This window comes from Microbacterium sp. 22296 (genome assembly GCF_052045385.1).
Taxonomy (GTDB): domain Bacteria; phylum Actinomycetota; class Actinomycetes; order Actinomycetales; family Microbacteriaceae; genus Microbacterium.
This window is the reverse complement of record NZ_JBQEOS010000001.1, coordinates 37,529-52,431: the sequence shown is the minus strand read 5'-3', so window position 1 is coordinate 52,431 and position 14,903 is coordinate 37,529. Positions and strand designations below refer to the sequence as shown.

Annotated in this window: 17 protein-coding genes; 7 read left to right on the top strand and 10 right to left on the bottom strand. The window is 69.3% G+C overall.

What is annotated here, in order from left to right; translation table 11 throughout:
- The first annotated feature begins 84 nt into the window (after positions 1-84).
- From ACTJJP_RS00255 to ACTJJP_RS00245, 3 genes are all read left to right on the top strand, one after another.
- A complete protein-coding gene (locus ACTJJP_RS00255) occupies positions 85-939 on the top strand; it encodes a hypothetical protein (RefSeq protein WP_440773066.1) in 855 nt (284 codons plus the stop codon).
- A 164-nt stretch (positions 940-1,103) separates the two neighbouring features.
- Positions 1,104-1,337, top strand: coding sequence for a hypothetical protein (locus ACTJJP_RS00250; RefSeq protein WP_440773065.1), 234 nt, complete (start codon positions 1,104-1,106; stop codon positions 1,335-1,337).
- 30 nt (positions 1,338-1,367) lie between these two features.
- Entirely contained in the window at positions 1,368-1,646 is a 279-nt protein-coding gene (locus ACTJJP_RS00245; protein ID WP_440773064.1) for a hypothetical protein, read from the top strand.
- A 270-nt stretch (positions 1,647-1,916) separates the two neighbouring features.
- On the opposite strand, the gene ACTJJP_RS00240 is transcribed toward ACTJJP_RS00245, so the two are convergent.
- The 3 genes from ACTJJP_RS00240 to ychF all read right to left on the bottom strand — a co-directional run bounded on the left by ACTJJP_RS00240 (position 1,917) and on the right by ychF (position 4,359).
- Positions 1,917-2,183, bottom strand: coding sequence for a hypothetical protein (locus ACTJJP_RS00240; protein WP_440773063.1), 267 nt, complete (start codon positions 2,181-2,183; stop codon positions 1,917-1,919).
- 376 nt (positions 2,184-2,559) lie between these two features.
- Complete coding sequence (locus ACTJJP_RS00235) at positions 2,560-3,264, bottom strand: hypothetical protein (RefSeq protein WP_440773062.1); 705 nt, start codon at positions 3,262-3,264, stop codon at positions 2,560-2,562.
- A 21-nt stretch (positions 3,265-3,285) separates the two neighbouring features.
- A complete protein-coding gene (ychF, locus tag ACTJJP_RS00230) occupies positions 3,286-4,359 on the bottom strand; it encodes a redox-regulated ATPase YchF (protein ID WP_440773061.1) in 1,074 nt (357 codons plus the stop codon).
- Between the two features lie 371 nt (positions 4,360-4,730).
- On the opposite strand from ychF, the gene ACTJJP_RS00225 reads away from it, so the two are divergent.
- Together ACTJJP_RS00225 and ACTJJP_RS00220 are read left to right on the top strand one after the other, a co-directional pair.
- Positions 4,731-5,324 carry a 3'-5' exonuclease gene (locus tag ACTJJP_RS00225; protein ID WP_440773060.1) on the top strand — a complete coding sequence of 198 codons (594 nt, stop codon included), beginning with the start codon at positions 4,731-4,733 and terminating at the stop codon, positions 5,322-5,324.
- A 55-nt stretch (positions 5,325-5,379) separates the two neighbouring features.
- Positions 5,380-6,717 carry a DNA recombination protein RmuC gene (locus ACTJJP_RS00220; RefSeq protein ID WP_440773059.1) on the top strand — a complete coding sequence of 446 codons (1,338 nt, stop codon included), beginning with the start codon at positions 5,380-5,382 and terminating at the stop codon, positions 6,715-6,717.
- Positions 6,718-6,741: 24 nt separating this feature from the next.
- Here ACTJJP_RS00220 and ACTJJP_RS00215 read toward each other — a convergent pair whose 3' ends face one another.
- Positions 6,742-6,954 (bottom strand): hypothetical protein, encoded by a 213-nt coding sequence (locus ACTJJP_RS00215; RefSeq protein WP_055953550.1) that lies wholly within the window; start codon positions 6,952-6,954, stop codon positions 6,742-6,744.
- A gap of 398 nt (positions 6,955-7,352) precedes the next feature.
- Positions 7,353-8,342, bottom strand: a complete 990-nt coding sequence (glpX, locus tag ACTJJP_RS00210; protein ID WP_440773058.1) for a class II fructose-bisphosphatase — start codon at positions 8,340-8,342, stop codon at positions 7,353-7,355.
- A 177-nt stretch (positions 8,343-8,519) separates the two neighbouring features.
- Here glpX and fbaA point away from each other — a divergent pair, with 177 nt between their 5' ends.
- Entirely contained in the window at positions 8,520-9,548 is a 1,029-nt protein-coding gene (gene fbaA / locus ACTJJP_RS00205) for a class II fructose-bisphosphate aldolase (protein ID WP_440773057.1), read from the top strand.
- A gap of 295 nt (positions 9,549-9,843) precedes the next feature.
- On the opposite strand, the gene ACTJJP_RS00200 is transcribed toward fbaA, so the two are convergent.
- The 5 genes from ACTJJP_RS00200 to ACTJJP_RS00180 are packed head-to-tail and all read right to left on the bottom strand — an operon-like array spanning position 9,844 to position 13,343.
- The gene (locus ACTJJP_RS00200; protein WP_440773056.1) at positions 9,844-10,389 is read right to left on the bottom strand and encodes an MOSC domain-containing protein; all 546 of its coding nucleotides are present in this window, start codon (positions 10,387-10,389) and stop codon (positions 9,844-9,846) included.
- A gap of 53 nt (positions 10,390-10,442) precedes the next feature.
- On the bottom strand, positions 10,443-11,144 hold the full coding sequence (locus tag ACTJJP_RS00195; RefSeq protein WP_440773055.1) for a zf-HC2 domain-containing protein: 702 nt from the start codon (positions 11,142-11,144) through the stop codon (positions 10,443-10,445).
- Positions 11,141-11,653: a sigma-70 family RNA polymerase sigma factor gene (locus ACTJJP_RS00190; RefSeq protein WP_440773054.1), complete on the bottom strand. Its 513-nt coding sequence runs from the start codon at positions 11,651-11,653 to the stop codon at positions 11,141-11,143. Before ACTJJP_RS00190 ends, ACTJJP_RS00195 begins: the two co-directional genes overlap by 4 nt.
- A 59-nt stretch (positions 11,654-11,712) precedes the next feature.
- Entirely contained in the window at positions 11,713-12,285 is a 573-nt protein-coding gene (locus tag ACTJJP_RS00185) for a DUF6264 family protein (protein WP_440773053.1), read from the bottom strand.
- On the bottom strand, positions 12,282-13,343 hold the full coding sequence (locus tag ACTJJP_RS00180; RefSeq protein WP_440773052.1) for a 4-hydroxy-3-methylbut-2-enyl diphosphate reductase: 1,062 nt from the start codon (positions 13,341-13,343) through the stop codon (positions 12,282-12,284). Before ACTJJP_RS00180 ends, ACTJJP_RS00185 begins: the two co-directional genes overlap by 4 nt.
- Positions 13,344-13,484: 141 nt before the next feature.
- Here ACTJJP_RS00180 and xseA point away from each other — a divergent pair, with 141 nt between their 5' ends.
- Positions 13,485-14,897 carry an exodeoxyribonuclease VII large subunit gene (xseA, locus tag ACTJJP_RS00175; RefSeq protein ID WP_440773051.1) on the top strand — a complete coding sequence of 471 codons (1,413 nt, stop codon included), beginning with the start codon at positions 13,485-13,487 and terminating at the stop codon, positions 14,895-14,897.
- The last annotated feature ends 6 nt before the right edge of the window (positions 14,898-14,903 follow it).

Here is a 14,903-nt window from a genome sequence, read left to right as displayed (position 1 = left end):
GGTCGTAGTACCAAGGTCGCATTGCCCCGGCCACGGGCGCGGCCCGACGGTGGGATCAGCTCACTCCGACGAAACGAGGCACTCATGAGCAGCAGCACTCTGACCCGCACGACGGCGATCGTCGCGGCCGCCCTGGTCGCGGCATCCGGTGTCCTCTTCCCGGCCGCCGCGCAGGCGAAGACGACCTCGACGGGCGGCGATTACGCCGTCACCGTCAACGGCACGACCTACAACCCTGAACCCGGCAAGGACGCGAAGGTGAAGGGCCTCGCGGTCTCAGGCTCCATAATCGTGTCGGGGCGCAACAACCGCTTCACGATCGATCCCGCGACCCTCGGCGTGTACGACTACACCCTCACCGGCGCGGCCGACACGCAGCGCATGGTGACGACCCCCACCGTCGTCTTCGCCTCGAAGGTGCCGACCCTCACGGCTGCACAGCGGTCGGGAACGCGTCTGTCGAGCCTGGAAGTGCGCGACGACGCCGTCGTCGCCATCTTCACCACCGCCGCCGGCAAGCTCAAGATCCAGGCGAAAGACGGCGCTCAGGGCGGCATCTTCCAGATGGAGCCCGAGTTCGCGGCCCCCGTCGAGCTCGTCCACACCCTCGGACCGGGCCTGTACTACTTCGTGAACCAGTACACCGGCAAGATCAACTTCGGCAACGGAGTGGATGCGGTCGCCTCCGGTCCCGACGCCCACCAGATGCTCCTCGGCAAGGACAGCCCGCAGGTCGCGACCAAGACCTTTCAGGATGCGACGGTCACCAAATGGACGGTCGCGTCGGGCGGTCGCATGGGCGGTGTCCTCGGGGAGGATGCCATCGAGCTCTCCGCCGGCGCGACCAACTGCACGAGCCAGTGCCAGGCGCAGAACCGTATCAACGGCTCGCTCCCCGTGCCCCCGAACCCGTCGAACCCGACGCCCATCGGCGGCTGACCTCTCGCGACGAACCCCCGGTCGAGCGGCCGGGGGTTCGTCGTGTGCGGGCGCCGACGGGCCTCTCCGGTCTCTGCACAACGCCGACAGATCGCGGCTGCTCTTTCGCGAGTCGGCGCGCGATCCGAGTCCGTCGTGAGACGCGGGCGGTAGTCTCACTCGCTGTGACGAAGACTCGCTCGAGGCGATCCCCTGCGTATCATCTGGCGTTCGCGATCGTCTTCACCGCGCTGTTCGTCGGCGGAGCGATCCTCACCTTCGTCGCCGCGCCGCTGTTCGCCCTGACCCCGCTGCAGTGGGGCTTCGCGCTCGTCCTCACGGTGGCGGTGGGACTGTCCGCGGCCTGGGAGCTGCGCTCCCTGGTTCTCGCGCGGAGGTCCCGTAGGCGGCGGCCCTGACGCTCGGCGGCCTCGCCCTACCTTTGAGGCATGACCATGCCAGTGCGCCGAGTGCTGAGCGTCCTTCGTCGGATCTTGACCTGCGCGGTGATCGCGTGTGCCGCGGGCGCGATTATGGGCATCCTGATCGTTCTGATCGGGTGGTTTCCTGGCGCGATGGCGACCTACTCCGCGAACCCGGACTTCATCGACCCACGCGCATCTCTCTTGGCGTGGTGCATCGCGTGGGCAACGGTTTGCGGATCGGCGGGCTTCGTGGTCGGCGTCATCGTCGGTAGTCTTCGGGCCACAGCGTCCCGCTCGGACTGATCCGGCACATCATTCACAGCGACTGCCAAACTCCACCCCGACGCTCCCGTCACCTTCTCGTGAGCTGACCCCCGGTGAGGCGCCATCCCTAGAATGCGAGGCGACTGCGCGTTCCCGCTCTCGACACCGCGAGCAAGCGAACACCCTGACCGATCCATTCCACGTCACCGGTGCCTCCGCTGGACGACTCGCCGTCACTGTAACCATCAGCCCAGGCTGTCTCCTCGGCAGTGAGACCAACCGAGAGGCCTCGTCGTTCATCGCTGGGGTTCAGGGCCCCTCGCGAAAGACAATCCGGCCCGTCGTGGTCGCGAACGCGAAGAACCATGTTCGATGCTCCTGCGTACCCTGCTCGAACTTGCGACGCTTCGCCCGCGTCGGCGTACCTCGCAACACCTCATCGGGCAAAACGTGACCACGACCCTCGGTGGGAGCCATTCGAGAGCCCGAACACCACTCCACCGTCCACGCCACCGTGTCGTCGAGGAGTTCCGCAACATCCTCCCTCGTCAGCGCGCCCTCGGGCCAGTTGTTCATCTCGTGGATTCTCCCCCGACTGTGCGGCCGCGCCGAAACTTCGCAGCAAGCCGTGCCAACGTCACTAGCCTGTCGAAGTACTCGCGAGCGTTCTCGGGCAGGGCAGGAATCGCGCCCTCCAGGCAATCTGCGATCGAGGAGAGTTTCGCGCGTTCCGCGTCCGTCACCTCTCCTCGAAGCGAGGCCACGGCCCACCCGTAGATGTCCGCGTCGGCCATGACAAGATCAAGCCCGTCCACTTCGGCGCCACGCTCGACGGATTCCGGCCAATCTGCCCAGAAGTGAGCGCGCATCGCTCTGCGGAGAACACGAACTTGCGGAGATGCCATTGTCACGTCACATCTGGTCGCTGAAGCGGAACTTCTCCGCATTGTTGTCAAGTGTCAACTGGGAACCGCAAACCGGCCATGCTCACCGCGTCGAATTCGGGCCAGTGACTTCGAATGAACGCAACAAGCTCATTGGGCTCTACCCATTCGATGGCCCACTTCGACCACTCGGTTGCGGTCTCGGCATCCTGCATCCAATAGGAGTCGTCGCACTGGTCCTCATCGGACGTGTTCCACGGCTTGTCGTGGAACTCCCATACCCGGTCTTTCATCGGAACCACCAACACTGCGCGTCCGGCTATTTCGCCGGCCGTCGCCACACCGCCTCCGGTCGAAAGCGTTCGAAGAGGAGTCAGCGGTGTTGTCGAATGACCATCGACCGCGAGTCGCTCACGCGTCGAGGTCGCTTCCGAAGCTTCCATCCAATGGAAGTCGTACCTCCCCCTGTGGGAGTCCGAGCCAGTCCAGTGGAAGAATCCGTTCTGCATCTCTGTCACCGCAGACCACGGCGGGTAGTCCTCAGCGGATCTTTCTCGCGTCCCGTCCGCCCAGACGACGATGTACCACACACACCACTGCTGCCTGAGGGGAGTGAACGGCGACCAGAACCACGAGCGGTCCGTCGCGATGTGCCCCGCAAAGATGCCGTCGCGCGTCAGAACACCCATTCCTTCGTCGAAGACGTCGAGCGATGGGTCCGGGTGAGGCGACTTGACGAACCTCATGAGAATCTGTGCCTTGAAGATGAACAATCGATAGCGGGGCCAGCCCCATCAGTTGTTGAACCGGAACTCCACGACGTCGCCGTCCTGCATGACGTAGTCCTTGCCCTCGAGGCGGGCCTTGCCCTTCGCGCGGGCCTCGGCGACCGAGCCGAGCTCGACGAGGTCGGCGAACGAGATGACCTCGGCCTTGATGAAGCCCTTCTCGAAGTCGGTGTGGATCACACCGGCCGCCTGCGGAGCCTTCGCGCCCTGCGGGATGGTCCACGCGCGCGCTTCCTTCGGTCCCGCGGTGAGGTAGGTCTGCAGGCCAAGGGTGGCGAAGCCGATGCGCGCGAGCTGGTCGAGGCCGGACTCGTCTTGACCGGTGGATGCCAGCAGCTCGGCGGCGTCCTCGGGGTCGAGGTCGATCAGTTCGGACTCGATCTTGGCATCCAGGAAGACGGCCTTCGCGGGCGCGACGAGCGCCGACAGTTCGTCCTTGCGCGCCGGATCGGTCAGCACGGCCTCATCGACGTTAAAGACGAAGATGAACGGCTTCGCGGTGAGCAGGCCGAGCTCGCGGATCGGTGAGAGGTCGATCTTGGATGCCGACAGCAGCACGCCGCGCTGCAGTGCATCTTGCGCGGCCTTGGCGGCGTCGAGCACCGAGGGGTCGAGCTTCTTGCCCTTGACCTCTTTCTCGTACCGCGTGATCGCCTTCTCGAGCGTCTGGAGGTCGGCCAGCTGGAGCTCGGCGTTGATGGTCTCCATGTCGCCGGCCGGGTTTACCTTGCCGTCGACGTGCACCACGTCGTCGTCGGCGAAGCCGCGGACGACCTGAGCGATGGCATCCGCCTCACGGATGTTCGCGAGGAACTGGTTGCCGAGGCCTTCGCCCTCGCTCGCGCCGCGCACGATGCCGGCGATGTCGACGAACGACACCGCTGCCGGCACGAGACGCTCGCTGCCGAACACGTCGGCGAGCTGCTGCAGCCGCGCATCGGGAAGGTTCACGACCCCGACATTGGGCTCGATGGTGGCGAACGGGTAGTTCGCTGCCAGCACCGAGTTCTTGGTCAGGGCGTTGAAGAGAGTGGACTTTCCCACATTGGGAAGGCCGACGATTCCGATGGTAAGAGCCACGGGAGTCCAGGTTACCCGGCTGTCGCCCGCTCGACCGCCCCCGGCTCCTCTCGCTGACGCGCAACGCGCCCCGCGCCGACGCGCCGACATCCTCGTCGCGGCCGATCCGCTGCGGGCTCACGCGACGCACACCCGCCACCGCCGTCGCTTTCCCGCGCTGCGCCGAGCGACGGGCGGACGTACGCGGGACATGACGCAGGAGATCCGACCGGTCCGGGGCGCCGATCCGGCCTCCGTCGCGCGGTGCGACAAGCATCTCCTGCGTTGTGTCCGCCCCGCATCCGCAAACCACTCGCGTCGCCCCGAAACCGGATGCCGCCGACCCCGGCGCGCCTCACCCCCACGACGCGGCGGCGGGTGAGGGTGGATCCGTGGCTCTGGACTTCACCGCGATCGACTTCGAGACGGCGAACTCCAGCGGTGCGTCGGCGTGTGCGGTGGGCCTCGCCCGAGTGCGGGGCGGTCGGGTTGTCGCGACCGCCGCCTGGTTGATCAAGCCCCCGGCGGGACACGACGAATTCGCCCCCGTCAACGTCGGGATCCACGGCATCCAGCCCGCTCACGTGGCGAACGCGCCGTCGTGGAGCGATCAGCTCGCACGCCTCACCGCCTTCGCCGGCGCGGACGTGCTCGTCGCGCACAACGCGGGCTTCGACATGTCGGTGCTGCGGCGGGCCTGCGCCGCGACGGGCGACGAGTGCCCGCCCTACCGTTACCTCTGCAGCGTGCAGATGTCGCGCAAGACGTACGCCCTCGCGTCCTACCGCCTGCCGCTCGTCGCCGCCGAGGCCGGATGCTCCCCCTTCGCGCATCACGACGCGCTCGCCGACGCCGTCGCCTGCGCTGAGATCACCATCGACTGCGCGCGCCGCGCGGGCGTCGACGACGTGCACGCACTGGCCGCGCACCTCGGCGTGCGGGTCTCGCAGATCGCGGTCGAAACGACGGAACGCGCCGTTGCCTGAGTCCTACCGGCGGTGTCTCTCCGGCGATGTCGGAGGTCTGGTGCATTCTCGGAACATGGATGCCAGCACCCCCCTCTTCGTGATCCTCGCCCTCGCCCTCGGCGTCGCCGCCGGATGGTTCGTGGGGTCGTCCCGGGCCTCCGCCCGGGCCGCGGAGGAGCGGCAGTCCCTGGGCTCGCGAGCCGCCGCGGCCGAGACGGCTCGGGCGGGCCTCCAGGCCCAACTCGACCACCAGGTCGCGCTGTACCGAGAACTGGTCGGCCAGTCCCGCGCCGACCAAGCCGCGCGGGAGGAACGGGAGCGACGCGAGCAGACGGTTCTGCGCGCGCTCGACCCGGTGCGCGACACGCTCGATGCGATGCAGCGCAAAGTCGACGGCCTGGAGCGCGACCGCGTGGAGCAGTACTCCGCGCTCGGTGAGCAGTTGCGGCTCTCACGCGAAGCCGACGAAGCGCTCCGCGCCACCACCGAGTCCCTGGCCTCCGCGATGCGCTCCGGCACGACCCGCGGCGTCTGGGGCGAGACGCAGTTGCGGCGGGTCGTCGAGGCGGCCGGCCTGACACGTTACGTCGACTTCGACCTTCAGACGACGATCGCCAGCGACGCCGGCGCGGGCCGCCCCGACATGGTGGTGCGCCTCCCCGGGGGCAAGGCCCTCGCGGTCGATGCCAAGGTCCCCCTCGACGCCTACCTGCAGGCGAGCGCCATCGCCGTCACGGCCGCTGGCGAAGAAGGAGCGCGGCGCGCGGCTCTCCTCACGAAGCACGCGCGCGCCGTGCGCGCCCACGTCGACGCCCTCGCCAAGAAGGCCTACTGGGCGGGACTTCCGACGAGCCCGGAGTTCGTCGTCTGCTTCCTGCCGAGCGAGTCGTTGCTGGCATCCGCGCTCGACGAAGATCCCGCCCTGCTCGACTACGCGTTCACGCGTCGAGTCGCCCTCGCCTCTCCCGTCAACCTCTGGGCGGTGCTGAAGACCGTCGCCTTCACCTGGACACAGCAAGACGTCTCAGACGAGGCGCGCACGCTCTTCGCGCTGGGCACCGAGTTGTACGACCGGGTGGGTGTCCTCGCGAGCCACGCGGGCGACCTGCGCCGCGCCATCGAGCGCACCGTCGACAGTTACAACAAGTTCGCGGGGTCACTCGAGACGCGAGTGCTCGTCACCGCGCGCAAGTTCCCCGGGATCGACGAGACGAAGCTCGATGTGGTCACGGCCCCGGGCGCTCTCGATGCCGTCCCCCGACGGTGGACAGCGCCAGAGATGCTCGATCTGGAGTCCGACCCGCCACGCACGTCGGTCACGGCGACGGAGCAAGCCGCCCCGTTGCCGCAGCTTCCGGGAGCAGACCTCGGCCACGTACGCGAAAGGGCCGGTCTGGCGGATGACGCCTGACCGGTACGACGGCGAGCCCGCGGCTCAGGCGCCGCCGGGCACCCAGCTGAGCAGGCTGATGACCGCGGCGGAAACGCCGACGAAAGCGCCGACCATCCACCATGCGCTGACTTCATGGCCCTCGGCGCGGCGCACGCGCAGCAGCACGTCGGGGCGGCGGGCCGGGTCGACGGCGCTGGCGATGACCGCCTGAGCACCTGTCTGAGGTGCGGTCTGATTCGTCGGAGCTGTAGTCACGGACGATCCCCCTTCGGGTCTCGGAAGCACACAGCGTCGCCGTTGACACCACTGATGATTCTGCCAGAGTCCTCGCGACGTACCGGTCACGCTTGCGTCACGACACGCCCGGCTCTCCCTGCAGGCCGCATCCGTCCTCGCGCCGGCTTAACAGTCGGAGCCGCACCGGCTCAACAGTCGGAGCCGCGCCGGCTCAACAGTCGGAGCCGCACTGGCGCATTACAGCCCCTCGCACCGACCCGCCGCACCCGCTCCCTCACCTCGTCCGCCGCTCCGCTCGGCGCCCGCCACGTCACGGCGAAACGGCACCCCGCCGACGCCCGGCTGCCCGTGGGCTACCGACGTGTCGGCGTGATGCCGTCTCGCGAGATCCCTCGCTCAGCCCGGAGGGGCGAGCGTCACAGCCACTTCGACGTGAGGTGCTCCGAGGTGATGCGGCGAAGCGTTCCCGAGGCACCGCGAAGCACGACACTCTCGGTGTAGATGAAGTCGCCCTCGCGACGGACGCCCGCGACGAGCTGGCCGTCGGTCACGCCGGTCGCGACGAAGATCGTGTTCTTGCCCTTCACCAGACCGTCGGCCTCGTAGACCTCGCCGTCGACCTGGAGTCCGGCGTCCCGGCCCTTCTGCTTCTCGTCGTCGGTGCCCGGCCGCAGGACGCCCTGGATGTGACCGCCGAGCGCCTTGATCGCGCAGGCGGTGACGATCCCCTCGGGGCTGCCGCCGATACCGACGCACATGTCGGTGCGGGCGTTGTGACGGGCGGCGTTGATACCGCCGGCCACGTCGCCGTCGCTCATCAGACGGGTGCCGGCTCCGGCCTCGCGGATGTCGGCGATGAGCTGCTCGTGCCGCGGACGGTTCAGCACCGACACGACGATCTCGTCGACGGGCTTGCCGAGCGCCTTGGCCAGAAGACGGATGTTCTCCCCGATGGGGAGGCGGATGTCGACGACGCCCACGCCCGCGGGACCGGTCACGAGTTTGTCCATGTAGAACACGCTCGAGGCGTCCAGCATGGTCCCCTGGTCGGACACCGCGATGACCGACAGCGCGTTCTGGCGACCGGCGGCGGTCAGCGAGGTTCCGTCGATCGGATCCACGGCCACGTCGCACTGGGGGCCGCGGCCGCTGCCCACACGCTCCCCGTTGTAGAGCATGGGGGCGTTGTCTTTCTCGCCCTCGCCGATGACGATCGTTCCGTCGAAGTCGACGGTGCTGAAGAAGGCGCGCATCGCGTCGACGGCCGCACCGTCGGCGGCCTCCTTGTCGCCTCGACCGATGAAGGGCACGGCGCGGATGGATGCCGCTTCCGTCGCCCTCACCAACTCCAGAGCCAGGTTGCGGTCGGGGTGCAAAGGGCTCATATCGGCAGTCAGGCTCACCATGGGGCCACTGTATCCAGCGGAGCGGCGACAATCGCGGGATTTCACCGCTTCGAAGGCGAAGGAATCGCGCTTCTTAACGATTCGGCAGAAGTGGCTGGTTCCTGTCGCGCACACCACGTCACGATCCGACGCCTTCGCTAGGCTGACGGTGTCCCGACAACACCAAGGAGCACCTCCATGCCCGTCGCTACCCCTGAGCAGTACGCCGACATGCTCGACCGCGCCAAGGCCGGCAGCTTCGCGTACCCCGCGATAAACGTCTCGAGCTCGCAGACCATCAACTCGGTGCTCCAGGGCCTGACCGAGGCCGGCTCCGACGGCATCCTGCAGGTCACCACCGGTGGCGCCGACTACTTCGCCGGCCACACCGTCAAGGCCCGCGCCACCGGCGCCCTCGCCTTCGCCCGGTACGTGACCGAGGTCGCCAAGAACTACCCGATCACCGTGGCCCTGCACACCGACCACTGCCCCAAAGACGCGCTGCCCGGCTTCGTCCTCCCCCTTCTCGAGGCCTCCGAAGAAGAGGTCAAGGCCGGCCGCAACCCGATCTTCCAGTCGCACATGTGGGACGGCTCGGCCGTTCCCCTCGATGAGAACATCGACATCGCCGCTGACCTGCTCCCCCGCATGAAGAACATCAACGCCATCCTCGAGATCGAGGTCGGCGTGGTCGGCGGCGAAGAGGACGGCGTCCAGCACGAGGGCTCGAACGACGCCCTGTACACCACGGTCGCCGATGTCACGAAGGCCGTCGAGCGCCTCGGCCTCGGCGAGAACGGCCGCTACATCTCGGCCCTCACCTTCGGCAACGTGCACGGCGTGTACAAGCCCGGTGGCGTGAAGCTCCGCCCCGAGCTGCTCGGCGAGATCCAGGAGGGCATCGCCGCGCACTTCGGCACCGGCCCCAAGCCGCTCGACCTGGTGTTCCACGGCGGCAGTGGCTCGACCGACGACGAGATCGCGCTGGCCGTCGCCAACGGCGTCGTGAAGATGAACATCGACACCGACACGCAGTACGCCTTCACGCGCTCGATCGCGGGCTACATGTTCTCGAACTACGAGGGCGTGCTGAAGCTCGACGGCGAGGTCGGCAATAAGAAGCAGTACGACCCCCGCGCCTGGGGCAAGGTCGCCGAATCGGCGATGGCCGTGCGCGTGGTCGAGGCCACCAAGCAGCTGGGCTCGTACGGTCACTCGCAGAGCTGATCGACCCCGCTCCCTCGAACGCCCCGGTCTCCGTGCCGGGGCGTTCGTCGTTTCCGGATGCCGCGGCCCGAGCCCGGGCCGCGCGACGCACCCGCCGTGCACAATGGCGGCTCGGCTCGGGGACACGCCGGTGCCGCGCCGCCGCGAACGACGTGTCCCCGAAACACCCCGCCGCCGTGCCCGGCACCCCGCCTCGGGCGACCGGATCCGGCGCCGCCCGAACGGCGTCTTCCCGAAACACCCCGCCGTTGGGCTCCGTACCGACTCGGACAGCGGGATGCCGAGACCCGGCGCCTCAGCTCCGGTACATCTCGAGCACCGTCTGCGCCCTCTCGGGCACCGACACCACCTCGATGGCATCCCCTGCCCGGACGTCACCGGCGCGGCGCACGCGCAGATAGGCGCCGAGGCGACCCTCGTCGGAGAACCGCTTGCCCCACCCGCGCGCCGCGGAGCCGCCGACCCACCGCGCGAACGTCGCGCAGGGGGTGCGGGGCATCGTCACCTCCACCTCGACGGTGTCGCCGATGCGCCAGATCTCGCCGATGCGGGCGCCGTTGACGTCGAGCCCCTCGACGCGGAGGTTCTCCCCGAACCACCCCGCGTCGAGGTCGCGACCGAGCTCGCCCTCCCAGAAGGCGGCATCCTCCTGGGCGTAGGCGTACACGGCCTTGTCGGGACCGCCGTGGTGTTTCCGGCTCGCCTGCACGTCGGCGCGGACGCCCAGCTTCCCCACGCGGACGGCGCCCTCGATCGGGCGCTTGTCGATGGCGGTGACGCCGACGGATCCGGCATCCGGATGCAGGGTGCGGACGGCGCAGACGGCGACGAGACGTGGCATGCGTCGATGCTAATCGTCCGCGTGAGGGACCTTCTCCGCGCCGCGGCCGCGACTCAGGGCGTGTCGAACGTCCGCCGCATCACGACCCGATCGCCGTCGACCGTGCGGATTTCGACAGCGTCGATGTCCGCCGTGGCGAGGTCGGTGCCGGCGCTCAGCTCGGTCGTCGAACCCGGGCCGGCACGCCAGGTCGACAGCAGGCTCGTCGAGCCCGCGTCGTCGGTGACCGCGAGGGCGTAGGGCCAGCCCCCGGGCGGTGCGTCGAGCACCTGTCCCGTGTACTGGCACACCAGGTCGATGCGTGTGCCCCAGGGCACGGAGGTGAGCTTGACCGACGCTTCGAGCGGTGCGCCGCCGACGTCGTCGAGGGCGTAGACCGCCCCCGACGGCTGCACCGCTCCGGTCACCGCCATGACACTCGGCACGGCGATCGCGAGCAGGGCGACGGATGCCGCCAGCGTCCACGCCGTGATACGGCGCGCGCGCCGCCGACGCGCGGTTTGCACGAAGCGGCCCCGCAACGACGGGTGGGGCACCGCAATCGGCACCGGGTCGGTCGACTCCCCCACGGCGCGCGCCCGCTCGACGGACAGCCGCGACAGCAAGCCGGCGGTCGGCGCGAGTTCGGCGACGGCCGCGCGGCACTCGGCGCACACGGCGAGGTGCGCTTCGAACTCCGCTCGATCCGAAGCGCTCAACGCTCCGAGGACGTACGCGCCGTCCGAGGCGGACAGGCGCTCGTGATCGGGGGTCATCGGGTCACCCCTCTCTCCTGCAGTGCGAGCCGCAGCGCGCGCACCGCGTAGTGCAGACGCGACTTCACGGTCCCGGCGGGGATGCCGAGTTCCTCGGCCGCCTGGGCGACGCTCCGGCCGCCGTAATAGGCGCTGACGATGACGGCGCGGTGGTCGGGGGTGAGGGTGGCCAGCGCTTCCTCGACGAGCAGCGCGTCGAACATGGCATCCGTGTCGTCGTCACGCACTCGTTCGGGCAACTCGTCGACCGGCAGTTCGTGACGACGCCGGGCGCTGCGCGCCTCGTCGATGACGATGTTGCGTGCGACGGTGTACATCCACGATCGCAACGACGAGGGATCGTCGCTCATCACCCGCGGCGTGCGCCAGGCGCGCAGGAGCGTTTCCTGCACCACGTCGTCGGCGCCTGCATGATCGCCGGTCAGGCTGACGACGTAGCGCCACACGGGAACGGCGTGCGCGTCGTACAGTGCCGTCAGCTGAGCGTGATCGTCCCGCACCACTGCCATCCCCTCTCCGCGTCTCGAGTGACCCTCACCGGAGAACACGGGATGCCGGCCCGCGCGGTTCAGTCCGGGACGCTGCCCATGATGGCGGTCATGAACTGCGGGTCGCCGACGAGGGCGAGGGTGACGCAGACACCGGCGATCAGCGCGGTGGCGACGAAGCCCGCGATCGGGATCCAGAACGCGATGCGCCCACGCCGCAACCGGCGCCAGGTGAGCAGGGCGGTGAGCAGCCATCCGATGCCGTAGACGAGGGCTGCGGCCGCACCCCAGACGTAGCCCGCCTGCAGGTTCGTATAGGTGGCGTCGACGCCCAGCACGCCGGCGGCCGACTCGGCGTAGCGCGGGAAGTCAAGGAGTTGCACGATGGTCGACACCGTGGAGACGAGCCCGTACGCCAGAAGGCCACCCGTGATGATGCGGTCCCACAGCGGTCCGCGCAGAGCCCCGGGTCGGGGACCGGCGGCGGGTGCGGGCGTCGGCTCAGGCTGCTCGGGCTGCGGGGCGACGCCGGCGTCGAGCGCCTCCGTCACCTCGGGCCGCTGAATGCGCGCGCGCTGCTCCTCGGGCGTGGCGTACTCGCCGTACTGCGGGCGCGGCCGGGCTGCAGGGTTCTCGGACGACGCGTCGCTCACGCGCTGCTCCGACCGCCGAGCGCGCGGCTGTCGCGCTGGCCGTTGGCATCCTGACGCAGCTCTTTGGGCAACGAGAAGATCAGGTCCTCCTCGGCGGTTCGCACCTCTTCGACGTCGCGGTAGCCGGCGCCGGCGAGTTCTTCGAGCACCTCGGTGACGAGCACCTCGGGCACGGAGGCGCCGCTGGTCACGCCGACGGTCTGGACGCCCTCGAGCCACTCCTGCTTGACCTCGTCGACGTAGTCGACCCGGTAGGCCGCCTTCGCGCCGTACTCGAGCGCGACCTCGACGAGGCGGACGCTGTTCGAGGAGTTGGCGGAGCCCACCACGATCACCAGATCCGCGCCGACGGCGACCTTCTTGATCGCGACCTGGCGGTTCTGCGTGGCGTAGCAGATGTCGTCGGAGGGCGGGTCCTGGAGCTGCGGGAAGCGCTCGCGGAGGCGGCGCACGGTTTCCATCGTCTCGTCGACCGACAGGGTGGTCTGCGACAGCCACACCACCTTCGACGGGTCGCGCACCTCGATCTCGTCGGCGTGCTCGGGCGAGTTCACGACGGTGACGTGCTCGGGGGCCTCGCCGGCCGTCCCCTCGACTTCTTCGTGGCCCTCGTGACCGATCAGGAGGATCTCAAAGTCGTCGCGCGCGAAGCGCACGGCCTCGCGGTGCACCTTGGTCACGAGGGGGCAGGTGGCGTCGATCGCCTGGAGTCCTCGATCGGATGCCGCGGACACCACGGCGGGCGACACGCCGTGGGCGCTGAAGACGACGTGGGAACCCGCGGGCACCTCGTCGACCTCTTCGACGAAGATGGCGCCCTTCTTCTCGAGCTCGGTGACGACGTGGATGTTGTGCACGATCTGCTTGCGCACGTACACCGGGGCGCCGTAACGCTCGAGGGCCTTCTCGACGGCGATGACCGCGCGATCGACGCCGGCGCAGTATCCACGGGGTGCAGCCAGCAGCACCTTCTTGCGCCCGTCGACGGGGATATCCTGGAGCCGCCCGCGTCGACCCGGGATGCGGGGAACGGGCAGGTGCACGGCAGGTGAGCTCACCCCGCGATTCTACCGGGGTGCCCCTGGGCGCCGGCCGAACCTCCCCCACCGAGAGCCGCATGGATACGATGAGCCCCCTTCCGCCCGAGACCCTCCCGTCTCACGCGCCTTCCGCCGACGACGCGCATCCGAGCGAGTGACATGACCTCCTTCCAGCCCGAGACCGTCGCGGGGCAGGCACCGCCCGCAGACAGCGTGCACCCGCGCGATTCCCGCACCGACGCCCCCACCTCGGTCTCCCGCCTGAACGACACGATCCGCGGCTTCATCGAGCGCTGGGGGTCGGTGTGGGTCGAGGGCGAGATCACCTCCTTCAACCGCCGCGGCGGCAATGTGTTCGGGCGTCTGAAAGACCTCGGGACCGAGTCGACGGTGGCGTTCCGCATCTGGTCGAGCACGCTGAACCGCCTCCCGAAAGACCTCAAGGTGGGCGACCACGTCGTCGCGTGCGTCAAGGCCGACTATTTCCCCCGCACCGGCGACTTCTCCTTCTCGATCTCGGCGATGCGCCACGTCGGTCTCGGCGAGCAGCTCGAGCGCCTCGAGGCCCTGCGTGTGCAGCTGCGCTCAGAGGGCCTCTTCGACCCGGTCCGCAAGAAGAAGCTGCCCTTCCTCCCCCATTGCATCGGCCTGATCACGGGCGAGAACTCGGACGCCGAGAAAGACGTGCACCGCAACGCCGAGCTGCGGTGGCCGCGGGTGCGTTTCCGCACGACGCACGCCGCCGTGCAGGGTGAGCGGTGCGTACCGGAGACGATCGCGGCTCTGAAAGCGTTGGACGCCGACCCCGACGTCGACGTCATCGTGATCGCCCGCGGCGGCGGCGACCCGCAGACGCTGCTCGGTTTCAGCGACGAGCGGCTGCTGCGCGCGGTGGCCGCGGCATCCACTCCGATCGTCAGCGCGATCGGACACGAGAACGACCGCCCCCTGCTCGACGACGTCGCCGACGTCCGCGCCTCGACACCCACGGATGCCGCGAAGCGCGTCGTCCCCGACGTCAGCGAGCAGCGGGCGCTGGTGGCGCAGCTGCGCGCGCGATTGACGGGCCGCCTGACCCAGCGCGTGCTGCACGACATCGCGCAGCTCGAGCAGGTGCGCTCGCGTCCCGCACTGCGAACGCCCCACTCGATGCTCACCGCGCGGGTGCAGGAGCTGTGGATGCTGTCCAACCGCGGCCGCGACATCGTCGACCGCCGCATCGAGGGTGAACGGCGCCGCACGAGCGAGCTCGGCGCCGGGCTCCGCGCGCTCTCGCCCCTGGCCACGCTGGCACGCGGATACGCGATCGCGCAGCTCGCCGACGGTTCGGTCCTGCGTGACGCGGCCGACGCCCCGGTAGGCACGGTTCTGCGCCTCACGGTCGAACAGGGCAGCGTCGCCGCCCGTTCGGACGGTGCCGTCCCCGACGTCGTCGCACACGGCGCGGCGCGTGCGACCAGCGTCGGCGATACGCTCCCGGATGCCGCCCGGGACCCCGACGCCCCGGCATCCTCCGACCGACCCCTCGACGCCGAGGCAACCGGCGACGGGGTGTCGGCGGGTCCCGCCTAGAATGGA